This window comes from Acinetobacter sp. A47 (genome assembly GCF_000805455.1).
Lineage (GTDB): Bacteria > Pseudomonadota > Gammaproteobacteria > Pseudomonadales > Moraxellaceae > Acinetobacter.
In genome coordinates, this window is record NZ_JSUS01000044.1 from 76,455 (window position 1) to 102,374 (window position 25,920).

16 protein-coding genes and 1 pseudogene are annotated in these 25,920 nt (G+C 47.7%); 8 read left to right on the top strand and 9 right to left on the bottom strand.

From position 1 onward, the window contains the following. From OC23_RS10735 to OC23_RS10745, 3 genes are all read right to left on the bottom strand, one after another. Entirely contained in the window at positions 1-675 is a 675-nt protein-coding gene (locus tag OC23_RS10735; protein ID WP_038344771.1) for an SCP2 domain-containing protein, read from the bottom strand. Between the two features lie 10 nt (positions 676-685). Continuing rightward, positions 686-1,630, bottom strand: a complete 945-nt coding sequence (ubiE, locus tag OC23_RS10740) for a bifunctional demethylmenaquinone methyltransferase/2-methoxy-6-polyprenyl-1,4-benzoquinol methylase UbiE (protein ID WP_038344773.1) — start codon at positions 1,628-1,630, stop codon at positions 686-688. A gap of 210 nt (positions 1,631-1,840) precedes the next feature. Beyond that, positions 1,841-2,548 carry an FFLEELY motif protein gene (locus OC23_RS10745; protein ID WP_038344775.1) on the bottom strand — a complete coding sequence of 236 codons (708 nt, stop codon included), beginning with the start codon at positions 2,546-2,548 and terminating at the stop codon, positions 1,841-1,843. Positions 2,549-2,753: 205 nt separating this feature from the next. Here OC23_RS10745 and OC23_RS10750 point away from each other — a divergent pair, with 205 nt between their 5' ends. After that, positions 2,754-4,172 (top strand): phosphate--AMP phosphotransferase, encoded by a 1,419-nt coding sequence (locus OC23_RS10750; protein WP_038344777.1) that lies wholly within the window; start codon positions 2,754-2,756, stop codon positions 4,170-4,172. Between the two features lie 22 nt (positions 4,173-4,194). Here OC23_RS10750 and OC23_RS10755 read toward each other — a convergent pair whose 3' ends face one another. Both OC23_RS10755 and OC23_RS10760 read right to left on the bottom strand, forming a co-directional pair. Next, positions 4,195-5,487, bottom strand: coding sequence for an MFS transporter (locus OC23_RS10755; RefSeq protein ID WP_038344779.1), 1,293 nt, complete (start codon positions 5,485-5,487; stop codon positions 4,195-4,197). Positions 5,488-5,740: 253 nt separating this feature from the next. Next, complete coding sequence (locus tag OC23_RS10760; protein ID WP_038344780.1) at positions 5,741-6,247, bottom strand: hypothetical protein; 507 nt, start codon at positions 6,245-6,247, stop codon at positions 5,741-5,743. A 190-nt stretch (positions 6,248-6,437) separates the two neighbouring features. Between OC23_RS10760 and OC23_RS10765 the strand changes: the two genes are divergently transcribed. The 3 genes from OC23_RS10765 to recD all read left to right on the top strand — a co-directional run bounded on the left by OC23_RS10765 (position 6,438) and on the right by recD (position 15,650). Then, on the top strand, positions 6,438-10,085 hold the full coding sequence (locus OC23_RS10765; protein ID WP_038344781.1) for an exodeoxyribonuclease V subunit gamma: 3,648 nt from the start codon (positions 6,438-6,440) through the stop codon (positions 10,083-10,085). Positions 10,086-10,088: 3 nt separating this feature from the next. After that, positions 10,089-13,802 (top strand): UvrD-helicase domain-containing protein, encoded by a 3,714-nt coding sequence (locus OC23_RS10770; protein ID WP_038344783.1) that lies wholly within the window; start codon positions 10,089-10,091, stop codon positions 13,800-13,802. 147 nt (positions 13,803-13,949) lie between these two features. Beyond that, entirely contained in the window at positions 13,950-15,650 is a 1,701-nt protein-coding gene (gene recD / locus OC23_RS10775; RefSeq protein WP_413772404.1) for an exodeoxyribonuclease V subunit alpha, read from the top strand. 698 nt (positions 15,651-16,348) lie between these two features. Here the strand turns inward: recD and OC23_RS10780 are convergent. Beyond that, positions 16,349-17,647 carry an EstA family serine hydrolase gene (locus tag OC23_RS10780; protein WP_038344785.1) on the bottom strand — a complete coding sequence of 433 codons (1,299 nt, stop codon included), beginning with the start codon at positions 17,645-17,647 and terminating at the stop codon, positions 16,349-16,351. Positions 17,648-17,886: 239 nt separating this feature from the next. On the opposite strand from OC23_RS10780, the gene rpsO reads away from it, so the two are divergent. From rpsO to OC23_RS10800, 4 genes and pseudogenes are all read left to right on the top strand, one after another. Then, a complete protein-coding gene (gene rpsO / locus OC23_RS10785) occupies positions 17,887-18,156 on the top strand; it encodes a 30S ribosomal protein S15 (protein ID WP_004637724.1) in 270 nt (89 codons plus the stop codon). A gap of 256 nt (positions 18,157-18,412) precedes the next feature. After that, positions 18,413-20,500, top strand: a complete 2,088-nt coding sequence (gene pnp, locus OC23_RS10790) for a polyribonucleotide nucleotidyltransferase (RefSeq protein ID WP_171194784.1) — start codon at positions 18,413-18,415, stop codon at positions 20,498-20,500. A gap of 258 nt (positions 20,501-20,758) precedes the next feature. Next, a complete protein-coding gene (locus OC23_RS10795) occupies positions 20,759-22,078 on the top strand; it encodes a dicarboxylate/amino acid:cation symporter (protein ID WP_038344788.1) in 1,320 nt (439 codons plus the stop codon). 133 nt (positions 22,079-22,211) lie between these two features. Then, a pseudogene (locus OC23_RS10800) lies at positions 22,212-23,434 on the top strand (magnesium transporter CorA family protein). Between the two features lie 371 nt (positions 23,435-23,805). Here OC23_RS10800 and OC23_RS10805 read toward each other — a convergent pair. From OC23_RS10805 to OC23_RS10815, 3 genes are all read right to left on the bottom strand, one after another. Further along, positions 23,806-24,132: a chaperone modulator CbpM gene (locus OC23_RS10805; protein ID WP_038344790.1), complete on the bottom strand. Its 327-nt coding sequence runs from the start codon at positions 24,130-24,132 to the stop codon at positions 23,806-23,808. Next, positions 24,129-25,088 carry a DnaJ C-terminal domain-containing protein gene (locus tag OC23_RS10810; protein ID WP_038344791.1) on the bottom strand — a complete coding sequence of 320 codons (960 nt, stop codon included), beginning with the start codon at positions 25,086-25,088 and terminating at the stop codon, positions 24,129-24,131. The genes OC23_RS10805 and OC23_RS10810 overlap by 4 nt, the downstream gene beginning before the upstream one ends. A gap of 143 nt (positions 25,089-25,231) precedes the next feature. Further along, positions 25,232-25,843 carry a LysE family translocator gene (locus tag OC23_RS10815; RefSeq protein ID WP_038344793.1) on the bottom strand — a complete coding sequence of 204 codons (612 nt, stop codon included), beginning with the start codon at positions 25,841-25,843 and terminating at the stop codon, positions 25,232-25,234. Between the last annotated feature and the right edge of the window lie 77 nt (positions 25,844-25,920).

Here is a 25,920-nt window from a genome sequence, read left to right on the forward strand (position 1 = left end):
TTATGTGGATTGCTTTGATGGGGTGCATTGAGCAATAAGTTGCTGAAGCTTTGCCTCCAGGCGGTCAATTTCCTGATTGAGCTGACGGGTCTCCCGGTTCAGGTCATCTATTTGCCAGCGTGGGGCAAATAAGCCGCTGTCTTCTTTTAAGGCATCTTCAACAAAAAATAAATGGCTTTGCAGTGAGCGTTTTAACTGTTTCGGTGCAAGTTGTACTTTACCGAGCTCATGTGCCAGTTGTGGACCGATCCAGGGCGATAAATGTGCCGCCAGATCAGGCTCGGCCTGCTGCATGATTTTTTGAATGTCCTGCAAAAGATGATAATCCCCTTGCAGTGGAATATTGCCAATCTGGTCTGCGTCACTGAGCAGTAATTTTACCAGCTCAACTGTATTTGCAACATGTAAGGTTGCTGTTGCATCCGTGATGTTATGTTGAGGGTCAAAAGGACGCTGCTCGAATATGGATGGGGTTTGACTTTGCCCCGTCACGGTCGGTTCGAGACGAACTCTATTTTCATCAAAAAAAACGTCAACCGAGAGTTGCGGACTATCAATCACAACACGTAATAATTGACCTTGTAACCGATTGAGCTGAATACGGGTAATCGCATCCAGATCAATCACGTGATGAATGATACGTTCGACTGCACCGAGTGCTAAAATCGACCACATATCTTAAGCCTTACAGTTTGAATCCGCGATGAACCGCCACAATGCCACCAGTCAGGTTATGGTAGTCACAGCTCTGGAAGCCGGCATTTTCCATCATCCCTTTCAGGGTACGCTGGTCTGGATGCATACGAATCGATTCAGCCAGATATTTATAGCTTTCCGAGTCATTGGCCACCAGTTTGCCCATGATTGGCAAGGCGGTAAATGAATACAGGTCATACAGTTTTGAGAATGGCTCAAAGACCGGTTTGGAAAATTCAAGAATCAACAGGCGGCCGCCCGGCTTAAGCACGCGGTACATGGCCTGTAATGCAGCATCTTTGTCGGTCACGTTACGCAGGCCGAAACTGATGGTGACCAAATCAAAGCTGTTATCGGCAAACGGTTCTAAGGTTTCTGCATTGGCCAGCACGAAATCTACATTGGTGCAGCCAGCATCAATCAGGCGGTCACGACCGACATTGAGCATCGATTCGTTGATGTCCGATAACACCACATGACCCTGCGGCCCGACTTCACGGCTGAATACCTTGGCCAGATCCCCTGTACCACCGGCAATATCCAGCACATGTTGACCACGGCGTACACCTGACATGTTAATTGCAAAGCGTTTCCAGAGACGGTGGATACCAAAGGACATCAGGTCATTCATGATGTCATATTTGCTGGCAACCGAATGGAAAACCTCGGCAACCTTCTGTGCTTTTTCTTCACTGTTTACCGTTTGATAACCAAAGTGTGTGGTTGCACCGACATTGCCGGTATTGGCGCCACGCGGCAAGTTATATTTGGGAATTGAACCGGTCGGTGATGCAGACGCCGAATTTTGCTGTAAAGACTGCTGCTGACCTTGAGGCGCACCTTGAGGCAGTGGCGTGTTTAAGAAAGGGCTGACTTTGTCTGAACTCGGGTTTTGCTCAACTTCTGGGGTAGGCTGTTGGTTTTCGTTAGACATTGTTTTCTCCTAAACTTTCGCTCTAGCGGCACGAATCAGCAAGCATGATGACAGATTTTGTATCTTTTTACAGGGTTTCGCATGTAATTGATATGAATAATATACAGAAAGTCACTTTCTCAAAAGGGTTTTGGTTTTTCTTAAGATTTGAAAAGCCTCATTTTTCTATTTCAGCCTTGGCTGGCAGGCTGAAATAGAATCAGCCAGACCCTAGCTCCGGAACGGATCTGGATGCCCGCTGTGCACTTTTTCAATAATTTCACGTTCTGTGGCGGTAAAGCTCTTGATGAATGCTGCCGCAGATTTCATCGGTTTCATGGCGGCAAAGCCTTCCTGAATAAACTCGTACATGCCGTCAAACTGGTATTTATGCGCCAGCCCCTTACACATTTTAAAGGTCGCATACATCATGGTTGAGCGCATGTATTTATCTAGCGTAACGCCTAGCTCGTCAAGCAGACGTAACTGTTCATAACGTGCTTCTCCCTGATTGAGCTTGATCAGGGTCTGCCGCATGATTTCATCAGTAATGGGGGTATTGGCCGGATAGTCAGCCAACAGCTGTTTTGCCACCTGCTCGTCTAGCTGGGTTGCCAGTACCGCCAGATTGACGGATTTTGTTCCTGTTTTAATGCCGTTTTCAGGCACAAAATTCTCAACCTTATGGGCAAACTTGAGTAAACGCTCAATTTGCTGGGCCAAGGCATCAAAGTCAGGCCCACCGTAGAGCCGTTTCAAAAAATATTGAGCCATCAGGCGGTTTTCTGGACGCGCAAAAAACTCGGCATGCGTTTGGGCAATGCGCTCTTTCATCCATGTCTGCACTTCATGCAAACGTTGTTCTAGTTCAGGATGATCATGATATTCAAAGGCTTTATATTGCAGGAGTAAATCATCAAATGCGGCGAGTTTTGACATATGTAATCTTAATTAAAATAAAATCGTAAAATCATAGGCTGCATCATAACCAAGAACCATGACAGCATAAACTCTAAATGCTTAACAATTGGTCACTATAACAGGATCGCTAACGGACTCTACAGAAACTGTACACGGGTTTTTCTTTGCATAAATATGGTTTTGACTATACTGATTTTTAAGAATAAGCCGTTTAGAGCAGTATATGGGTAAGCAGCAACCGACATTTGAATTACGTGATGAAGATGAACTGTCTTTAGAACTGATCGAGGCGCAATATGCATTAAAACAAAGCCGAGACAAAAAAAATGCCAAAAGCGTTCTGGTGCTGGTCAGTGGCATTGAGCTGGCCGGCAAAGGGGAGGCGGTGAAGCAGCTACGTGAATGGCTCGATCCCCGCTACTTACGGGTAAAAGCGGACGCTCCACAGCTATTGAGCAATAGCCAGCCTTTCTGGCAGGCCTATACCCGCTTTATCCCGGCAGAAGGACAGATCGTGGTGATGTTTGGTAACTGGTACAGCGATTTGCTCACCACTGCGATGCATGTTTCCAGACCTTTGAATGAACATCTGTTTGATGCCTATATTGAACAAATGCGGGCCTTTGAACATGATTTGCAAAATAATCATGTCCATATCATCAAGGTCTGGTTTGATTTGTCCTGGAAATCCCTGCAAAAACGGCTGGACCAGATTGATGCGTCCGAGCAACGCTGGCATAAATTGCATGGTCTGGATTGGCGTAATAAAAAACAATACGATACCTTGCAGGGCCTGAGCCAGCGCTTTACCGATGACTGGTTTGTGATTGATGGTGAAGATCAAAAGTTGCGTGACCAAAGTTTTGCCCAGTATCTGTTGCAAACCTTGCAACAATTGCCAGAGCACCAGACCAAAGTGACCCAGAAATGGCAGCAGGCCGAGATTCCTGCGGCTTTGCTGGAGCCTGAGCAAGCCTGTCTGGAAAAAGATGACTATAAGGAAGAGTTGCGTAAACTGACCCGAAAAGTGGCAGACAAGCTGCGTTTTGATGAACGTAAGGTGGTGATCTGCTTTGAAGGCATGGATGCGGCCGGGAAGGGAGGCGCCATTAAGCGCATCGTCAAAAAACTCGATCCAAGAGAATATGAAATCCATACCATTGCCGCACCTGAACGTTATGAGTTACGCCGTCCTTATTTATGGCGTTTCTGGAACAGGCTCAATGATAGCGGCAAGATCACCATCTTTGACCGGACCTGGTATGGGCGGGTGCTGGTGGAACGGATTGAGGGGTTTGCTTCTACTGTGGAGTGGCAACGTGCCTATAGTGAAATAAACCGTTTTGAAGAAAATCTGGTCGATAGCCAGACCGTGATTGTCAAGATCTGGCTGGCAATCAGTAAAGACGAGCAGGCCCGCCGTTTCAAGGCACGTGAACAGACACCGCACAAACGCTTCAAGATTACTGAAGAAGACTGGCGTAACCGTGACAAATGGGACGATTACCTCACAGCGGCGGCAGATATGTTGGAACGGACCGATACCGATTATGCTCCGTGGTATGTGATCGCCACAGATGATAAATATTCGGCACGGATTCAGGTTTTAAAGGCGATCTTGCAACAGCTGAAGGCGGAATAAGCCGCCTTTCAGCTAACTTTAATTAATTGTTACTCGCCAATTGGGCGCTATAGCTACGATGCTGGCGGAATACGATCAGTGTCGCGATTAAACTGGTGATGGCGGCAAACATCAGCCAGAATGCTGGCATGCTTTTATTGCCTGAAGTCTCGACCAGATAGGTGGCGATCATGGGCGTAAGCCCACCAAAAATCGAGGTGGCAAAGCTATAAGCCACCGAGAAACCAGCAATGCGGACTGAGCTTGGCATCATCTCGGCCAGTGAAACCACCAGCGCACCATTGTAGAAGCTATATAACAGGGAGAACCACAATAACACCATGAGCATATGGGTCAGGCTAATGGTCTGGGTGAGCCAGCTGAGTAAAGGGTAGGCACTGATAAAAATAAGACAGGTGGTCATGATTAACAGTGGCTTACGGCCAAACTTATCGGAGAGATGACCGCCAACTGGTAACAGGATGAAGTTGCTAAGCCCGACCATGATGGTGGCAATCAGGCTTTCCGCCCGGGTCAAATGCAGCACTTCTTTGCCGTAGGTCGGGGTATAGACGGTAATGAAGTAGAACATGGTGGTCGTGGTCGCAACCATGCAGACACCTGCCAGTACAATTTTCCAGTTGGCGGCCAGGGTACTGAGAATTTGTCGGGTACTTGGATGTTCTTTACGAGAGGCAAAAGCTTCGGTTTCGGCCAGTGACTTACGCAGCCAGAAAATAAAGGGAATAATGGCACAGCCGACAAAGAAGGGAATGCGCCATGCCCATGCATCGACCTGGGCCTTGGTGAAAATCACACTGACGATATAGCCCAGCACGGCGGCAAAAATCACAGCGACTTGCTGACTGGCAGATTGCCAGCTGGTGATAAAACCACGGTTATGAGGCTCGGCAATTTCAGCCAGATAAACTGAAACCCCGCCAAGTTCTACCCCGGCCGAAAATCCCTGGGCAAGACGGCCTGCAAAAATCAGCACCGTGGCTGCGAAGCCAATACTGGCGTAGCTCGGAGTAAATGCAATAATCAAAGAACCAAAGGCCATAATGCTCAAGGTGACCATCAGACCTTTGCGGCGACCGATCCGGTCGACATAGGGGCCAAGTACCAGCGCACCGATGGGACGCATCAGAAAACTGACTGCAAACACCAGAAAGGTCTTCATCAGTGCGGCATAACTGCTATCGGAATGGAAGAAAGTCTCGCCGATGGCCTGTGCATAAAGACCGAACAGAAAGAAGTCGTATTGTTCAAGAAAATTCCCGCTGGTCACGTTGAAAATGGCACGGACACGAGATGGTGATTGGCTAGTTTGCACAACGACGCTCCATCATCTATTTATCGTCAAGATGTGGAGATTAAAAATACAATCTTTATGAAAGCTTAAAAAATTAAGTGAATATTAACGTAATTGTGGTGTTTTTTTATTGAACTGTTACTGGCGTGTAAGCACGGCGTGGGTCAGTTTGGGCACAATCCCGGCCATTGAAAGGCAGGGCACCACCCGCGAGTGCCAGTAGTCTTAGTTGTTCAAAAAAGCAGGTATATAGCCATACCTGCTTGAATCTGATTTAGGCAACAATGGTATTGCGGCTTTTTTGCTGAATCCGTTTGGCAAGATTATAGCAATCCTGTACATGGGCCTCGGTGATTTTACGCATCATGAAATAGCCCAGACTGGCAGCGACCAGTTGCCCACCCAGCGGAATAAACTTGGTCACCTGTTTGGTGGCAATCTTGGTAAAAAAGCCGTTAAAAGACTTTTTCATGGCGGTACGTGCCACCACAAACCCGGAAAATTCAAACCCGCGTTTACGCAGCTCATCCCAGTGAATTTTTTTGGTTGCCGGATCATAGACACTGATATGTTCCGGGGCCAGCCCAAAGCGGGCATTAATATGCGGAATAATCTGGGTCAGCATGCCCAGATCGACCACCACATCAAAGAACGGAATCGGTACAATGGCAGCTCCTGCTGACCAGTAAGCACGTTTTTTAGTGAGTTCCAAACATTCATCACGAATTTGTTCCAAGTTCAGGCTTGGGTCAATCGAATCAGGAATTTTTTCAATTTTCATAAAGTTATACCTAAAGTCTATCCCTTGATAGTACATTCAACCGTATTGAATGGTGAATTTCAAAACAATTTTTTTGTTGGATTGTGTATTTAACGTGACTTCATGAGATGAAGCTGAATGCTGTATAGTGAGCATTATGGACGGTTTCGTGCAACAAAATGATCATTTTTTGATGAGGTTATATTAATACATGGGTATTCATGTTATTCAAAGTCAACGCCTTGACGTGTTACTGCAAGGTGTGATGGCATCAATGACCCAGCCTGCCACCTCACCGTTTCAGGTCTTTAAAACCCAGCATTTTATTGTGCCAGGTCCAGCGCAACAACAGTGGCTTACCCAGAAAATTGCCGAACAGCAGGGCATGACTGCCAATTACCAGTTTCATCAGCGTATTCGCGGTTTTCAATGGTATGCCTACCAGCAGGTGCTTGAAAATAAGGAACAGGTACGCAAGGCCAATATTCCCCGGCTGATCATGAAATGGCGTATTCATCAGGCCTTGCAGCCCTTTATCCGGACAGATCAGATTAGCCTGTCGCCTGATCATCCCCTCTACTCGATTGTACAGCGTATTTATGACAGTGCCGACCAGTTAGCGCAGGGCACAGAAAAACAGTTAAAAAAACAAAGCATGCTGTATTGGGTCGCAGAACAGGTATCGCAACTTTTCAATAACTACATGATTTACCGGGGGCATTGTCAAAAAGGTTGCCAGCAGCAATGTCATTGTCCGAGTAACTGGCTTTCGGTCTGGGGACAGAACAAGGCACTGGATATCGAACAGCTGATGTCGAGAACCGATCAGCAGACGACTGCCTTCAGTCTGAACCAGACCCGGCAACTCGAAGCATGGCAGCGCTGGCTATGGCAAAACTATTTCCATGATGACTTTATCGAAATGCAACGTATTGATACTGACTTCTGGAACCTGCTGGACAATGTGCAGACCCGGGAAAAGGCGTTGGCACAGTTGCCGGATCAGGTGACGGTTTTTACCATACTTGACCTGCCGCCCAGCCAGCTGCAGTTTTTACGCCGTTTGGGCCAGTATCTGGATGTCGTGATTCTGCACTATAACCCGTCGCAGGAATACTGGGCAGATAGCGTCGATCCCTTATGGAAACAACGCTATGATCTCGGGGTGAAGGAACGTTTTATTGCCAGACATCCCAAGGCCACCGATGCAGAGATTGCCGCTTTTTTTGAAAGTTTCAGTCTGGGTTTTAATGCCTTGAACCGTGAATCGCGTCATCCCTTGCTGACGCGTTTAGGCAAGCAGGCACGCGATCACTTCTCGTTGTTGTCGCAACTTGCCACCGGTGAGGAAGGGAAATGGGTCGATGCCTTTGAAGATTATTTTCCGGAAACCTTGTTAGGCAAAATCCAGTCGGATATTTTTTATCTGGCTGAACCGCTGCCTGAACAATATGAACTGGCATCCGAAGATCAGTCGGTGCAGTTTCATGTCTGCCATTCCAGCTTGAGACAGCTCGAAGTATTAAAAGAGCAACTGTTACATTGGTTGTCACAAGCAGATCCAGTACCGCGCCGTCCCAGTGATATCCTGATCCTGACCCCGGATCTGGCCGAGCTTGAACCGCTCATCCGTAGCGTATTTCCTGCCGTAGCCAATGATCATGATGTGTTTTTACCGGTTAAAATTGCGGGTGTGGCGCAACTTGACGCACTGAATGCCTGGCGGGCAGTTCTGGGCCGCCTGCAACTGACGCAAACCCGCCTGACCCAGGACGACTTTGCCGACTGGCTGAACCTGTCGGCAACCCAGCAACGTTATGGACTGGATTATACGCAGGCACAACGTATCCTGACCCTATTAAATGAAGCCGGTTTTAAACGTGGTCTGGATGAAGAACATCTCAAGCAGAGCTTAAGTCGTGATGATCAGGATTACCGTTATAGTTTAAAGTTTGCCTTGGACCGTCTGGCCCTGGGCATTGCCGTGCCTGCACATGTGATGGTGCAGCAAACCCTGAGCTATGCCGGGGTGCAGCCTGATGATTTTGAACTGATCGGCATCCTGATCCAGATCTATCAGGATTTGTCGCTGCGACGGCACTGGTTGGCAGCGCATGAACAGGGGCAGCGTTTACCGGTAGAAACCTGGCTGAAACGCCTCAAAGCCGATGTTCAGGAGTTTGAGCAGGCCGGTATTGTGGCATTGAAAGCCGTGCGCGAGATTATCCAGAAGCAGGAGCGTATGCTGACGCTGGCGAGCTATTATGAAGAGATGGAAAGCCAGTTACGCCAGATTTCTTTGCCCTTGCCCTATATTATTGAAGAAATCCAGCGTACGCTGCAAAGCCAGTCTGCCCAGGTTGAACCGACCGGACAGATTACCTTTAGCCAGATTGGCCAGATCCGTCCGATACCCTATCGGCTGATTGTGATGCTGAATCTGGATACCGGAAAGTTTCCAAACCGCGATAGTCATATTCCTTTTGACTTGATGGATGCCTTACGGCAGCAACTGGGGGATCGTTCCCGTCTGGAAGATGATCAGGGCGCCTTTCTGGATGCCGTCTTGCTGGCACAGGAACAATTATGGCTGTTCTATAATGGTTTTGATATGAATGATGGGGAAGTGCGGGAACCCTCCAGTGTGTTACAGCATTTCCGTGACCATCTGGCATTGATTATAAAGCCAACCATAGCAAACGAAGACCAGAATAGCCCTGCGCTCCAGCAGCGCCTGAACGCGTTTAACGCCTTGCAACTGCCGTCCCAGCTTTATCCGCTATACCATATCCATCGCCTGCAACCTTTTGATCCACTTGGTTTTATGGCCGAGCAAGCACATGTCCGCTTTCAGGACCAGTGGTTTAAGGTGGCCACGCAAATCCAGCAGGACAAGGGCGACAGGTCAGCCTGGGTCAATACGATTTATCCACTTGAACATGATCAAATGTTATTTCTGGATGGCCAGCAATGGATTCAGGACGTCACTTTCCCGGCCCGCCTCTACCTCAAGACGCTGGGGGTTGAAAACCTGAGCGCCACAGAACTGGTGGACCAGGCCGAGCCTTTATTGCTTGATGGTCTGGGAAAATATGCTGTGCGGCATTTTCTCCAGCAGCAGGATGACCCGACCTCGGTACAATTATTACAAGATCGTTTACCGGTCGGCAAAGTCCAGCAAAGTGCCTGGCAGCAGAGCTGTCTGGAACAACAGCGGCTACTGGAACGGTTGCAGCAATATGCCGCAGCACCAACCGAAACGACCCAGCGCGTTTGGCGCGTATCCAAACATTTACAGATCGGCTGTACCACCCCGAAACACCCTGGACAGGACTGGGTCAGTCTGGATGCTTCCAGTGCGCGGGCAAAACGTCTTGCCAGAGTCTGGCTCGAATATCTGTTATGGCTGACCCTGCTCGATCATGACACCGCAGCGGAAAAACGCCGTATCGTGGTGTTTAGTGACCAGACCGTGATTTGTGAAGGCTTAAGTTCTCAGCAAGCGCAAACTTATTTGCAGGGCTGGCTGGAGCTGTGGCAGCATGCACAACAGCAACCTGTGGTATTGCCGTCAGCCCTGATCTTAAAGCCGCTGGAGAAAGGTAAACGGCATGAATGGATTGCCCAGGAGGCAAAACAGGTGTTGATGGAAGACAGCCTGAAGCAGCTATTAAAAGACTGGAATGATACGGGCGACTTTTCCGGCTTTGATATGACCCGCAATGAAGCCTGCAAATTGCATCGGGACTGGCAGTTTATTTTGCAGGAACAGGATGCCGCAGCATTATTACAATATGCTTGTGATCACTATTCCTATACCCTATATCAACCGGTTTTTGAATTTTTACGTGTGGAGTAAGACATGAACGCGCGCTATCCGGTGTCTTTTCAACCCATTCGTGACATTCAGTTTGAGGGCCTGCATCTGATTGAAGCTTCGGCCGGAACTGGCAAGACCTATACCTTGTCCAGTTTGATGGTACGGATTTTTTTAGAAAAATATCTGCCGAATCAGGTCATTGCCACCACTTTTACCCGTGCTGCCGCTGCCGAGCTGAAAAGTCGTATCCGTTTACGTCTGGTGGAGATGCAACACTATCTGGAACCGCTTCGGACGGTGCTGGAACAGGATATTCAGGCCTTGGCTGCACAAGAGTCAGACCCGCTTAAACAGCAGATTTTGCAGACGTTTGCACCGCGTATTGCCTATGCCTGCGAACGCTTGAAACTGGTGATTGACCAGCTCGATGAACTGTTTGTCGGGACGCTGGACAGCTTTAGCCAGAAGCTGCTCAGGGAGTTTGCCTTTGAAAGTGGCAAGATTGAAGCTGCGCAGATTACGGACGATGCGAAAAGCTATACCCGCCAGTTAATTCATGATGTATTGCGTGAATGGATTCAGGCACAACCGCAACAGGTGATTGATGCACTCTATACGGTAGGTGGTCTGAAAAGCGTAGACCATTTTGTGGCGATGGTGGAAAGCTCCCTGAATTTTAGCTCGGCCCAGTTCAAGCTGCCTGCCATGCCCGAGATCGAGCTGGCCCAACTACAGCAATGGCAGCAGCAGGCTCAACAGATCGAGCTGGAGAGGCTTGCAGATTACTTTCAGCTGGATGGCGTACATTATGCCCATATCAATGGCAGCTCTTTTCGTAATCATGCTTTCCACAAACTGTTCAGCATACATTGTCCGGCATTGTTAAATGCCTTGAAGCAAGCGACACCGATACAGGTATTTGATGCCTGTTTTGAGGCAGATCGTGATGCCTTGTTCAAATTTTTAGACAAGCTCGACAGCCAGAAAATTTTTAAGAAATGTCCCGCCGAAATCAGTGACGGATTTTATCAGCATCCCGTGACTGTGCAGTTACAGGCACTTGGTCAGGCGTTACAAAAAAATCAGCAACAATTTGAACAGTTACAGGTGTATTTAAAAGCCTACCTGTGTGTTGAGGTCAAAAAACGCTTGCCACAAGTGTTACAGCAAAAAGGCGAAACCACCTTTGCCCAGCAGATCAAGACCCTGTCTGAGGCCTTGAAGGGCGAGCAGGGGCAACGTTTTGCCGTTTTTGTTCAGGCACGTTATCCCTTGATTCTGGTCGATGAATTTCAGGATACCAATCAGGATCAGGATGACATGCTGGCCAGTATCTGGCGACATCCGCAGCGCTATCAGAAGGGTTGCATGATCATGGTCGGGGACCGTAAACAGGCAATTTACGGTTTCCGTGGCGGTGATATGCTGACCTTCCTCAATGCCCATCAGGATATCATGGCGAAGCAGGGCTGCATCTATAAGCTGATTCATAACCATCGCTCCGTAAAAGAACTGGTCGACGTGGTAGATAGCCTGTTCCAGCGGCAGACCGATTTTGGTGAACAGGTACTTTATGACCCGATTCAGGCGGGTACACGGCCTCATCCTGCACTGGTTGAAAATCACCAGATCAATCCTGCCCCCTTGCGCTGGTTGCAGCTCCAGGAGGGTAATGAACAGGCTACACAGGTCGCCTGGAAGGTTCAGGCGCTGCTCAATCAGGCCCATGCAGGGCAGTTATATCTGCAAGGTGAGGTGCGTAAAGCCATTTGCGAAGATGACATTGCGGTCTTGTCGCGTAGTCATCGCCAGCTGGATGAGGTGCAATATGCGCTGGAACGCATGGGAATCCGGGTCAATCGCCCCTCCAAACGCAGTGTGTTTGATTCAGCCATTGCACAAGATGTCGGGGCATTGCTGACGGCTATTCTGAATCCTTATGATGAAGCCAAATTAAAGCGTGCCTTACTGAGCCGTTTATTCGGTTTTGACTTATCCCGCCTGCTGGCGCTGGAGCAGAGCGCCGAAGGCTTGAGCCGCTATATCCAGCAACTGGATGAGATCCGGGAAATGTGGCTCAATCAGGGCTTTCTGGCGGCATGGCAACGTTGTCTCAACCAGTTTGGCATCTGGCAACAACTGGTGGCAACACAAAGCAAGGACAATGAACGGGCCGTGGTCAACCTGCGCCATCTGACCGAGCTGCTCAGTCAGCACAGCGAACATGTGCAAGGTATACACAACCTGTATCACTGGTACCTCAAACAGCTGCATTCGCCAAGTGACCGTGAATGGGAACTGGAACACAAGCTGTCCAGTGAAGCCGGGGTACAGCTGATGACCATTCACCAGTCCAAGGGGCTGGAATATAAAATCGTGTTTTTGCTCGGTGCCAATAAACCCTATTCGGAAGTGCAGAAAACCCTGAACTTTTCCACTGCCGAGACGCCGCATCCGGAAACCGGACAGATGCGTACCCAGCGTGTGGTTGCTGTCGCCGATAAAAATTTCTTGCAGCAGGCCGAACTGGATCAGCATCAGCAGCGAGCCCTGGCCGAGCAAAACCGCTTGTGGTATGTGGCCCTGACACGTGCCAGCCATCGGGTCTACGCGATATTTGAACCGGAAAAAGGCGATAAAAATAAGCTGTCCGGACTGGCTTTCTGGAAGAACCAGGGCGGAGCTTTCCAGCATCCTTGCTGTGCAGATGAGGCTTTGATGCTGGAACGGCCCTATGCCGCCTATCAGCAGCAAAGCCAGCCCAGATTTCCGGTCGCGGCTCGGCCTTTACCCGAGCAACGGTTTTACGCGCGTGGCAAGACCAGTTTCAGTTATCTGGCCCAGCATCTCAAGCACAAGGCCAGCCGTGTTGACAGGCTAGCCAATAACGAGCCGGATTTTGATCAGGCAGAAGATGAACTGGACCTTGCTGGTAGCCAGAGTGTGGTGACCTCGCAGCCGATTGCCTGGATCAAGCAGTACTTTCCTAAAGGTACGCTGGCTGGAAACTTTTTACATGAAATATTCGAGCAGATTGATTTTCAGCGTCCGGACACGTGGATTGAGGAAATTCGCCGCCGTTTTAAAAATACCTATCAAAGTTTATGGCTGGAACTGCTGGAACAATATCAACAGCAGTTTCCGGAGCAGGCCCAGCCAGAGCAGCAACTGTATCGCTGGATGGCTGAATGGTTGCAGGATGTACTGCAAACCCCGCTAAATCAGGGCTTTCAATTAAAGCAACTGGTTGCGGGGCATTATCTGTCCGAGTGTCCTTTCTATCTGGCCTTGTCAGACCGGGTACTGGCCATGCAGCGTGTGCAGCAGCTATTTGAAGAATACGGCATCCAGATGCCCGAACTGCTCGAGGCGCGGTCTGCCCGCTATCTGAATGGTTCTATCGATCTGGTTTACTTCGATGGCCAGCGCTACCATATTGCCGACTATAAAAGTAACTATCTGGGCAGTGACCAGTCCGATTACCAACATGAGCAGATTAAAGAAAGTATGTCGCTTTCCAGTTACTGGCTACAGGCTGCGTTATATCTGGTGGCATTGCATCGCTATCTCGGGGTGAAATTGCAGCATTACAGCATAGAACAGCATCTGGGCGGCGCCTCTTACTTATATGTGCGCGGCATGAACGGACAGGCCCAGCAGGGTTGTCTGTACTGGAAACCTGAAGACGAATTTATCTTGCGGTTAGATGCAATTCTTGGCTATCTGACTGAGGATAAAGCCGGAAAAATGGTGTAGATAAAATGTATGAACTTAAATTAAACAAAAGCTTAACTTGTGGATAAGACTGTTTATAACCTTGTGGACAAGCGTGTGGGTAAGTTTGAGGATAACTCTGTGGAAAAGCATGTGGATGAACAGCCAGAACAAAATAACTGGCTGACGATGTGGAGTCACTACCTGACACAGGCACCTTTTTCCCAATCTGCCCAGCCGCTCAATGCGGCACGGATATTACAGCAACTGGTCGAGGCTAGCCTGCAAGGTGACAGTTGCGTCGAGGTCAATGCACAACAGCTTGAAGCGCTTGGCGATCTGGCCGTTTCGGGTGAGCAAGCCGCTACCCGGGTGGCACCCTGTGTCCATGATCAGCAGGGCTTGGCATTATACCGATATTGGCAACTAGAGCAACGGCTGGCACATCAGATTTGCCGATTAAAACGGCAAACGATTCAAATCATTGAAGCTGGCAATGATCACGACTTGCTGAGTGACGAACACCAGCAGAACGCATTGAAAATGGTGCTGCAACAAGGCCTGAGTATTATTACCGGCGGGCCCGGCACAGGTAAAACCTATACGCTGGCACGTATTATTGCGGCCCTGAACCAGGTGATTCCCGATATTCGCATTGCCATGGCTGCACCCACCGGGAAAGCGGCCCAGCGTATGCAGGAAGCCTTGCAAAACTCGTTCAATGATCCAAAGCTGCTTGCATCCGGTCTGGTGAGTGATGAATTGCGCTCCCAAACCACCCAGACCCTGCACCGGTTATTGGGTATGGGCCATCGGCAGATTCCACGTTTTAACCAGAAGCAGCCTTTGCCCTATGATGTGATTGTGGTCGATGAAGCGTCGATGCTGGATCTCAATCTGGCGACTGCATTATTTGAAGCTGTTCCGGATGCCTGCCGGGTGATTTTATTGGGGGATGCCAATCAGCTGGCTTCGGTTGATGTGGGATCGGTTCTGGCAGATTTACAGCAGATGCCGGCACTGGCTGACAATCGGGTACAGTTGCAGACCAGCCGCCGTTTCTCGGGTGACGCCAAAATCGGGCAGCTGGCCAGATTCATTCAGGCCCAGCGGCAGGAAGATCAGGCTGCGGTATTGGACAGGCTGGAACAACAGATAGTTGCAGCGTCCGCATTGCAACCGGTGGTTTTATCTGCAGATATGCCTGACCGGATACAACTGGAATATCTGGCAGGGCAGCACGGAGAGGAGATCGAGCCGGTCTATCAAAAACTCATGTATGGTTTTCAGGCCTATGTCGAAGCCTTAAAAACCTACCTGCAGGCCGATGATGCGGCAGAACAGATCCCGCAGGTCATTCAGGCCTTTGATGATTATCGTATTCTGACAGCCATCCGGCATGGTCAGCTGGGCATTGAGCAGCTTAACCGTTATGCCGGGCAATGGCTAAATCTGCAACTCAGACAGATGGCGATAGGTGACTGGTATGTCGGGCGTCCGGTCATGATGACGTATAATGACTATCAACTGGGAATCTCCAATGGAGATATCGGGATCTGTTTCAAACATCGAACCCAGCCACAACAGTTTGAGGTGTTTTTTCCGAGCCTGAATAAATGGATTGCAGCGCGTCGCTTGCCTCGCAATATGCAGACGGCTTTTGCCTTGACGATACACAAGTCGCAGGGTTCTGAGTTTACCCATACCGCGATTGTACTGGATGCCGGGGCCGAGAAGCTGCTTAGCCAGGAATTGATCTATACCGCAGTGACGAGGGCCAAAAAAGTGGTCAGCATTCTGGCCGATCCGGGGGCGTTACAACAGGCACTTACGATACGGACAGTGCGCCGTAGCGGTTTAGTGCAAAAGGTTAATTTGGCTAGATTGTGAACTTTTTCTTCAAAATATGAACCTTTGTAAGTAAAAGCTTACAAAGATTCGAGATATTGTCGCTAGAGCAAATTCAGGCTTTTTGAGATTATATACCCACAAAGAGCCTAGCATGGAAAGCTAGGTAAATCGCATAAATATAACGATAACGTCGTGATGACAGCGAACTTACAGTGAAGTAAGTGATAAAAGAGGAAACTTACAGCCGCTAAGCCTTGTAGTTTTGGGAGAGACTACAGGGCTTTTTTATTTTTATTGCTTCCAGCCGATAGACATCCTGCCGATTTTCGATATCCTTGACTGCCTGTTAAAAACGTGAATATTCATGTTTTAATACAGCTAGGACACGTTTAAGCCGAGACATAAAAATCAGAAATGAAAATTCTGTTGTAGAACAATTTTTTGTTATTATTAAGTTAAATGTTATACAGACTTGTACGTTTTATCTTACACAGAGATAAGAAAAATGCTATTTTTCTCCACAATTGATTCTGACAGAATGGTCAGTATAGAAACAGCACATCGCAATAACGAGACCATAAAGAAAATGATGTGTATAAAAACATTCAGAGGGTATGAATGTGAAGGGAGAAGAAGAATGAATAATAAAAACAAAGCGAAATGATAATTATAAAACCTAAGCGCAAAGGCCCAAGTCGAACTTGGGCTTTTTTGTTTGTCTGGCCTGGCCGGGATTTTTAAACCAGATCTGCTTCGGTACGATCTGTGGCAAACAGGGAACGGCGCTGGTTTTTCGGAATTTTGGGACAGTTTGTGGAGATCTGGTAGAGCGTTTTTGCCAGAGCAGGCAGGTGGGTTCCTACAACCGATTTGCCGGTGGTGAGCAGTGAGACACTGATATCACGCTCGGGATCTGCCCAGCATAAAATGTTGGAAAAACCGATATGCCCGAAGGCTTGTCCTGTCATTGGCCCAAACAACCCGACCGGATTACTGCCCAGCATTGGGCCTAGGGCGTAGCGCATTGGTGCCAGCAGGGTTCGATCCAGACTAATGCCAGAGGTAGGCAGGGTTGAGCGGAATACGGTTTTTTCACTCATGATCTGCGTGCCCTGATATTCACCTCCACTGAGCAGCATTTCAAAAAAACGGCCAGCCTGCTCTGCACTGGTATAGATATTACCTGCAGGACAGATGGTATCCATAAAGCGGCTATCATTGGTGACATCCACTGCCAGTTGCAGTCCACCACCTAATACATGATTGAGATAATAGTCAGTGCCCAGACTCGGGTGAATCCCGGTGGCATAATTCAAGGCAACTTCATCACGATATTCAGGTTTTAAACCATAGTTGAAATAGTCCAGCCCCATCGGTTTTTCAATATGTTCAGCCAGAAACTCGCGCACGCTTTGACCTGTTACCCGTTGTACGATTTCACCCAGAATATAACCTGCCGTTACGGCATGATAGGCAAGGTGGGTGCCTGAGGGCGAGACAGGTTTGGCGGCATATAGCAACTTCAGGATTTCCTGCTGGTTAAACAGCAGCTCGGGAGTCACTTCATGATCAATGCGCGGGATGCCACCCCGATGTGAAAGCAAATGGAAAATGGTGGCGCGGCGTTTGCCATTGACCCCATATTCAGGAATATAGTAACTGATCGGATCGAGTAAATTCAGCTCGCCACGTTCATCCAGCATATGGATCAGCATGGCCGTGACCATTTTCGAGGCTGAAAATAAACACACCGGAGTCTCAGGGGTGGCAATTCTGGCATCCGGAGCTAAACCGTCTACCGAGTTACCCTGTGCATAGCCAATACTGCGATTGAGCATGATCTGTCCCTGACGGCGTAAACAGAGGGTAATCAGTGGATAATTGCCTGTCTTGTACAGGTTTTCCACACTGTTCCAGATGTTTTGTACCTGCCTGTCGGTCATGCCGCCCAATTCAGCCGGTACTTCATGCCGAGTACGAATCACCTGGTTTAAGTCATCGGGCACATAGCAGGTATTGGTTGATAAAATTTTCACGAATCCCTCGCAATTTTTGGTTTTCTTGCGGCCAGGTCTTAAAGACAAAGCAGAGCAGGCTTAGTGTGCCTATTTTATACAATGCTGTCAGCTGCCGAATTGCCGGCAAAGATAAAACAATTTTGCAATATAGCGACAGATCACTTAAAATAGGCGCCTTGCTGTAGTGATGCACGGCAGTCGGTTGGTTTCAACTGATCAATATCATTTTATTTTTGTAAGCATCTCGGAGAAATCGAATGGCTTTAACTAACGCAGATCGCGCAGAGATCATTGCTAAATTTGCTCGTGCTGAAAACGACACTGGTTCACCTGAAGTACAAGTTGCTTTATTGACTGCTCAAATCAATGATTTGCAAGGTCACTTTAAAGAACACAAACACGACCATCATAGCCGTCGCGGTTTGATCCGTATGGTTAACCAACGTCGTAAATTACTTGACTACTTAAATGGTAAAGATCACGGCCGTTATGTTGCTTTGATCGGCGCATTAGGTTTACGTCGTTAATTCGATTTTACTTTGTTTTCGCTATTTCGCATGTCGCAATGCCTTATCGCTGAAAAGAGAGTTTCACCTGATTTCCGTTAGGTGAGTTAAGAAGGGGCGCTTGTTCGCTCCTTCTTTGTGTTTAAATTTATTTAAAATTTTTGGTCTAGTGCGATGGCTTCTAAGCTTTGTCATTTATCCACACCTGAGTGGTGGTCTGAATGCCAAACCTTAGGGGTCTCACTAGAATAAAACTAGGAAAATATAATACATGTCAATGTTTAATATCATTCGTAAAGAATTCCAATTTGGTCAGCATCAGGTTGTTCTGGAAACGGGTCGTGTGGCACGTCAAGCCAATACCGTATTAGTAACCATGGGCGGCGTAACCGTTCTGGTGGCCGTTGTTGCCCAGCCTAAAGCCAAAGCGGGTCAAGACTTTTTCCCGTTAACTGTAAACTATCAAGAAAAACAATATGCTGCTGGTCGTATCCCGGGTGGTTACGGTAAGCGTGAAGGTCGTGCTTCTGAAGCTGAAACTTTAATTTCACGTCTGATCGACCGTCCAATCCGTCCATTGTTCCCGGAAGGCTATTTCAACGAAATCCAAGTCACGGCAACCGTTGTTTCTTCTGACAAAACCATGGAAGCAGATATTGCTGCAATGCTTGGTACCTCTGCTGCATTGTCAATTGCCGGTACACCTTTCCGTGGCCCGATCGGTGGTGCGCGCGTTGGTTTGATCAACGGTGAATATGTACTTAACCCGAACTTTGAGCAACTGGCACAGTCTGATCTTGACCTGGTTGTGGCAGGTACTGAAACTGCGGTATTGATGGTTGAATCTGAAGCGAAAGAGTTGTCAGAAGACCAAATGCTCGGCGCCGTTCTGTTCGGTCATGACGAAATGCAGATTGCCATTCAGGCGATTAAAGAATTTGCAGCAGCAGCAGGTGCGGTTGAATCGACCTGGGTTGCACCAAGCAAAAATGAAGTATTGCTTGAGCAATTAAAAGCTGCTTTTGAAGCGAAGATTTCAGAAGCCTATACCATTGCAGTAAAACAGGACCGTTATGCAGCATTAGATGCACTTCATGCTGAAGCGCTTGCCCAGTTCGTTCCTGAAAATGACGAAACAGGCCTTGCTGAAGAAGTAAACGAATTATTTGAAGACTTAAAATACCGTACAGTGCGTGACAATATCCTGTCAGGCAAACCGCGTATTGATGGTCGTGATACCAAGACTGTACGTGCCATTGATGTACAGGTCGGTGTTCTGGACCGTGCTCACGGTTCTGCGTTATTCACACGTGGTGAAACCCAGGCCCTGGTGACTACAACTTTGGGGAATACACGTGATGCCTTGATGGTTGATACCCTTGCGGGTACCAAAACTGACAACTTCATGTTGCACTATAACTTCCCTGCATACTCTGTGGGCGAAACAGGCCGTGAATCTGGTCCTAAGCGTCGTGAAATCGGTCATGGCCGTCTGGCCCGTCGTGGTGTACAGGCAGTACTTCCTGCGGCTGACCGCTTCCCGTACGTAATCCGTATCGTTTCGGATATTACGGAGTCTAACGGTTCTTCTTCAATGGCGTCTGTGTGCGGTGCTTCATTGTCATTGATGGATGCTGGTGTGCCATTAAAAGCACCTGTTGCAGGTATTGCAATGGGTCTGGTGAAAGAAGGCGAGCGCTTTGCAGTCCTTTCCGACATCTTGGGTGATGAAGACCATTTAGGTGATATGGACTTTAAAGTTGCCGGTTCTGCAAACGGTATTACTGCACTTCAAATGGATATCAAGATCGAAGGGATCACTGAAGAGATCATGGAAGTGGCATTGAATCAGGCTTATGCAGGTCGTATGCATATCCTCAATGAAATGAACAAGGTCATTTCACGTGCCCGTGCAGAAATCAGTGCCAATGCACCAACATTCGAAGTGATTAGCATCAATCCGGACAAGATTCGTGATGTCATTGGTAAAGGTGGTGCAACCATCCGTCAAATCACTGAGGAAACCAAGGCTGCGATTGATATCGAAGACAATGGGACCGTGCGTGTATTTGGTGAAACCAAAGCTGCTGCGAAAGCTGCGATTGCAAAAATCCAGGCGATTACCGCTGAAGTTGAGCCAGGCAAGATCTATGAGGGTAAAGTGATCCGTATCGTTGAATTCGGTGCTTTCGTAAACATCATGCCGGGTACAGATGGCCTGTTGCACATTTCGCAAATCTCAAATGAGCGTATTGCAAACGTGACTGACGTATTGAAAGAAGGTCAGGACGTCAAAGTACAGGTTGCGGATGTTGATAACCGTGGCCGTATCAAGTTGACAATGAAAGATATCGAGCAAGCATAATCCTGCCCGGCCTTTCAGCTAAAAAAGCGCATTGTACACACAATGCGCTTTTTTATTAACTGAATGAATGTGCTCAAGATAAGAAATTAAAACTATAAATATAAACTTCCTTTATATTAGACATTAGTCTAATGTTTCCAATGTGAGTCCTACAACTAACGTAGAATTCCCAAAATTTCCGTGCCTGCCGTATTTATGTGGTTTTAGATAGACAGTCGGAAGTCGATTTTTTCATCTCAATATGAAGGAATATTGCACATGCTTGTCGATCATGTCGCCGCAGGTCAAGATGACCCACAACCTCCCAAAAAACCAAAGTTTTACCAGATTCTCTATGTACAAGTGATCTTTGCAATTGTTGCAGGGATCTTGCTCGGTCATTTTTTCCCTGATTTTGGCGAAAGCTTGAGGCCTTTAGGTGAAGCCTTTATCAAGATGGTGAAAATGATCATCGCTCCCGTGATTTTCCTGACCGTTGTAACAGGGATCGCGGGAATGAAAAATATCGGAAGTGTCGGGCGTGTCACCGCCAAGGCGATGATTTACTTCCTAACCTTTTCTACACTGGCTTTAGTCATTGGTTTGATTGTTGGTAATTTTATTGCGCCTGGTCACGGTTTAAATATTGATCCAAGCACCTTGCACAGCACAAAAGTCGATGAATATGCAGCAAAAGCCCATGAATCTTCAATTACCGGCTTTTTGATGAATATCATTCCGGATACCTTGGTGAGCCCATTTGTATCAGGCCAGATTCTTCAGGTGCTTTTTGTTGCGGTATTATTTGGTCTGGCCCTGGCAAAATCAGGTGATCTGGGCCGGCCGATCACGGACTTTCTGCAACAGCTGACCAACCCGGTCTTTACCCTGGTGGGAATGTTGATGAAATTCGCACCAATCGGTGCATTTGGTGCAATGGCCTTTACCATCGGGGCGTATGGTATCAGTTCAATTGGCAACCTGATGTTGTTGATTGCGACCTTCTATATTACGGCTTTGCTGTTCGTGATTATTATTCTGGGTGCAGTGGCCCGTTATAACGGTTTTTCAATTATTGACCTGATTCGTTATATCAAAGATGAGCTCTGGCTGGTATTGGGTACCAGTTCATCGGAAGCGGCCCTGCCATCCCTGATGGCGAAAATGGAAAAGGCCGGCTGTGAGAAGTCTGTGGTCGGCTTGGTGATTCCAACAGGGTATTCGTTTAACCTCGATGGGACCAATATTTATATGACCCTGGCGGCATTGTTTATTGCCCAGGCATGTAATATCGAGTTGACACTTACACAGCAACTTAGCATTTTGCTGGTTGCCATGATCAGTTCCAAAGGTGCAGCCGGCATTACCGGTGCGGGTTTTATTACCCTGGCTGCCACACTTTCGGTTGTACCGGCAATTCCGGTTGCCGGTATGGCGCTGATTCTGGGAATCGACCGCTTTATGTCCGAGTGCCGTGCATTAACCAACCTGGTCGGGAATGCCTGTGCCACCATCGTGGTCGCGAAGTGGGACAAGGCTTTAGATAAAGAACAGCTTGATCTGGCCCTAAAGCATGGCATCGTGAACAAAGACGCATAATCATCTAGCTAATAAAAAAGCCTCTACGTGAGGCTTTTTTTATTGTTTCGGGGGAGGGACGGGTGAATAGCAATAGCTTTTTATGCGGCTTCATGGCAGCATTTCTGTAGCTCCCTAAACTCGTCTTGCCCCTATGCAGCTATATTATTTTTATCGTCATCACAGTGAAAATACTATTTTTATCAGCACAGAACAACAAACAGAACATACGCTGGAATTTTTGTGGATCGACAGTTTAAGGCAGGATCTGGTCAACCATAGCGAGAGCTGGCAGGCAGACATCTATCAGCATACCGGCTTGCTGCTGAATGAATTTCATATGCGTGACTTGCTCAATATTGAACACCCTTGCGCGTTTGATACAGTTGAAGAATATGACCTGCTGGTGTTCCGCAAGCTGATCAGTCCGGATGACCAGATTCTGGAAAGCGAGAATGTGCTGGAAGCACATGAAAGCGTATTTGGGCTGGCCACCACACCGATGAGTTTTATCCTGTCGCCACAGGTTCTGGTCAGTGTCCGTGAGCAGGGCAACAAGGCCATAGAAAGCTATTACAACGGTTACAGACCATTATGGAACGTGCCATTGCCGAGCAGAACAAACCGCGTAAGTTACCTGCGACCCCGGCAGATTTGTGCTTACGTTTACTCAATAGCATGATTGATGGCTATCTGAACTTACGTACCCCTTTAACCCGTCGCGTTGAATACTGGCAGCAGCAACTGCTACAGGGCAACCGCCGTTTTAAGCAATGGCATCAGTTATTCCATGAAGACATGGCATTCCAGCAAATCGAAAATTTATGTGAGGAACAGATCGAGACCTTGCAGGAATTCAGGGATGAGCTGGTTGATAATTATCATCATGTTGTGGGTGAACATAAGCACAAGGCACAGGATATCTTGCTGGTACGTCTAAATGACTTGATGAGCCATGTGGAACGTGTACAGAAACATACCTTGCGGCTGCGTAATGCGATTCAGTCTGCCATCGACCTGCACTTTTCTGCGATTGCCAACCAGACCAATGAAAATATGCGTATTCTGGCGATTATTACTGCAGTATTTGCACCACTGACCTTGCTGACCGGAATTTATGGGATGAACTTCGAGTTTATCCCCGGGCTAAAGTCACCTGTCGGGTTCTGGATCATGCTCGGGGTAATGCTGATCAGCACCGTATTGCTGCTGTATTATTTTTATCGACAGCATCTGGTTGGGCGGGGAGAGCGCAGTGTGATTGACCTGCTGGCCCAGCAGCACAAGCAACGAAGTCTAAATTTATTGTGGTTTCTGGACTATGAGCCGATCAAGCAGACCTTGAAAGAAGTCGAGAAAATCACCAAGTTGAAATAACAGATTTCGTTCAGATATTTTCTTGTTAAAAAGTAATTTTATAGCGGCGTCATGCCGAGTTTTTATCCATGCTCAGGATTAATTAGTTCGTGTTGCACTTGACCAGAGCTTTCATCGCTTGGGTTTGTTCAGGTTTGCCTTACTTTGGTTTGGCCCTGAAAAGCGTTTAAAGCTTTAGAGCAAAGGCATTGTCATCCACATGAGGAGTGACGAAAGCTCCGCAAGGCCTACTTTTGATACCATACTCACAGCATGGCTGTTAGTCTTGCGCATTCAGACAATGCTGTGCTTTGTTTATCTTCGCTCAGGTTGTGGATGACCCCCTCGAGTATCAGGTTTTATCGGGTTGTTCGTTCAACTGAGACGATTGATTAATGAAAATGTTTGAGCTGCTTACGTAGTTGCTGCACTTCATCAATTAAATCCAGCATCACGGCCACTGCAGACAGGCTGGCATCAAAGTCACGTTGCAGCCGGTAGGCACGACGGGCACGCGCGACATCTTCACCAATAAACTGGTAATGTTGAGGGTCAGCCTGAACCTGCAAAATGTCATAATCAATCAGTTTGAGCACCCAGTCGGTACTTTGACCGCAGACTTCTGCAAAGTGTTCGAGATCAAGTGCCAATTGTTCATCAATGATTTCAACCTGGCAGTGACCGTCATATTGAATTTCTTTATATTGAATCGTTGTCATGATCTTGCTCCTGATGAGGCACGTGGACTGAATGTAGCAAAGGCATCGGCAAATTGTTGATATGCCTGCTGTTCAGATTCAGTGTGGACTGGCGGTAAAACAATATTGATGATCAGGTATAAGTGTCCTGGTGTCTTGTTTGGAATACCTTTGTCTTTTAAGCGAAGTTGCTGTCCATTCTTGGCATTTTTAGGCAGATTGACTTTTAGTGTTCCGGCGGGCGTACTGACTTCAATACTTTGACCTAGCGCTGCTTCCCACGGTGTTACATCAATGCTCTGGTAAACATCGGCTCCTTCAACCCGGAGCCGGTCAGTATTGTGGTATTGAATTTCAATATACAGGTCACCATTTGCCCCGCCATTAATGCCACTCTGGCCCTGACCATTGAGACGGATTTGCTGGCCTTCTTTCATGCCCTTCGGAATTTTGACTTGCAGGGTTTTACGTTGAACTTCGGGTTCGCCATAGACGTTATAGGTCGGAATTTGCAAGGTAATTTGCTGGGTTGCCCCCTGATAGGCAATATCAAGGTCTACCTCAATACTGGCGTGCTGGTCTTCACCGCGATAGCTGCGTTGTTGACGTTGCGAACGTTGTTGTCCGCCGCCAAAGCCTGAACCAAAGCGGCCAAACAAGTCTTCAAAGCCACTAAAATCTGCCCCTTCAGCTGAACTCTGGCGATAGAACTGGGTGCCATCGAAACCGTTCCCCGTGCCTTGTCCAAAACCAGAAAGACCTTGGGGGTGATCGAGCATCTGGTCATATTCGGCTTTTTTGCTGCTATCGCTCAAGGTGTCATAGGCGACATTGATCGCCTGCATTTTTGCTTCGGCATCTGCTTCTTTGCTAATGTCAGGATGGTATTTGCGGGCCAGTTTACGATAAGCTTTCTTGATGTCATCTGCTGAGGCATCCCGGGAAACACCTAGCTCTTCATAATAGTTTTTTGCCATGATCTTTAAATATAATAATGTTGTGTTTCTTTCATTATGAAACGAATCCAAGAGATTTCAATGGATTCGATTGTATAAGAGTTGTTCTGTTTGCAGGGGGACACCGATACTGAATGGCTTGTACCGGGTATTTAAACAAGGCTCTAGCGCAAGGTATCGACCAGACCATATACTGCAATCAACACCAGCAACCCTCCGCATAAGCCTAGAATTTTAGGATAAATGCTGCTTTGCGAGAGGCGACTGAAAAACAGGTAGACCAAAGACAAGGTCAGGAAATCCAGAACAATCCAGGTCACGGTCAACAGGCTTAGGCTGAAATTGATATGGGGGGAAATGCTGATAAACTGCGGAAAAAATGCCGAGAAAAAAATGATGTCTTTGGGGTTGGAGATGCCGACCAGAAAGCCTTTGTTAAAACCGCCACTTTGTGCAGATAGGGTTTGAATGGCAGTCGGGTGAGGAGCCTGAAGGACTTCCTTGATAATGCTATACCCAAGGTAGGCAATGTACAGGCAACCCAATATACGGATGGCTTTCAGGTAATTTTCATCAACGGTGAGAAAGCCCTTGAGGATCAGTACCGAAATAAAAATCAGGATAAGTGACGCAAAGTTGGTACCAAAGATGGTCTGTAGTGCTTTTTGATAACCACCTTTGAGTCCGGCGCTGGCCACCAGGATCATGACCGGGCCTGGCATTGCAATCAGAACCACAACACTCACAATAAACAGTAAATATTTGAAGTAATTCATAGGGTAATCGTAAGGTCTAAATTATTGGACGGTTTAGATATTGTTTTATCGGGTAGACCTTAATACAAAATAAAAAA

Excerpts from the sequence above, each read along its gene's own strand:
- pnp (WP_171194784.1), top strand. The coding sequence starts at position 18,413 with ATGTTTAATATCATTCGTAAAGAATTCCAATTTGGTCAGCATCAGGTT.
- recD (WP_413772404.1), top strand. The coding sequence starts at position 13,950 with ATGTGGAGTCACTACCTGACACAGGCACCTTTTTCCCAATCTGCCCAG.
- OC23_RS10805 (WP_038344790.1), bottom strand. The coding sequence starts at position 24,132 with ATGACAACGATTCAATATAAAGAAATTCAATATGACGGTCACTGCCAG.
- OC23_RS10760 (WP_038344780.1), bottom strand. The coding sequence starts at position 6,247 with ATGAAAATTGAAAAAATTCCTGATTCGATTGACCCAAGCCTGAACTTG.
- OC23_RS10765 (WP_038344781.1), top strand. The coding sequence starts at position 6,438 with ATGGGTATTCATGTTATTCAAAGTCAACGCCTTGACGTGTTACTGCAA.
- OC23_RS10810 (WP_038344791.1), bottom strand. The coding sequence starts at position 25,088 with ATGGCAAAAAACTATTATGAAGAGCTAGGTGTTTCCCGGGATGCCTCA.
- OC23_RS10795 (WP_038344788.1), top strand. The coding sequence starts at position 20,759 with ATGCTTGTCGATCATGTCGCCGCAGGTCAAGATGACCCACAACCTCCC.
- OC23_RS10750 (WP_038344777.1), top strand. The coding sequence starts at position 2,754 with ATGGGTAAGCAGCAACCGACATTTGAATTACGTGATGAAGATGAACTG.
- OC23_RS10815 (WP_038344793.1), bottom strand. The coding sequence starts at position 25,843 with ATGAATTACTTCAAATATTTACTGTTTATTGTGAGTGTTGTGGTTCTG.
- OC23_RS10735 (WP_038344771.1), bottom strand. The coding sequence starts at position 675 with ATGTGGTCGATTTTAGCACTCGGTGCAGTCGAACGTATCATTCATCAC.
- OC23_RS10770 (WP_038344783.1), top strand. The coding sequence starts at position 10,089 with ATGAACGCGCGCTATCCGGTGTCTTTTCAACCCATTCGTGACATTCAG.
- ubiE (WP_038344773.1), bottom strand. The coding sequence starts at position 1,630 with ATGTCTAACGAAAACCAACAGCCTACCCCAGAAGTTGAGCAAAACCCG.
- rpsO (WP_004637724.1), top strand. The coding sequence starts at position 17,887 with ATGGCTTTAACTAACGCAGATCGCGCAGAGATCATTGCTAAATTTGCT.
- OC23_RS10745 (WP_038344775.1), bottom strand. The coding sequence starts at position 2,548 with ATGTCAAAACTCGCCGCATTTGATGATTTACTCCTGCAATATAAAGCC.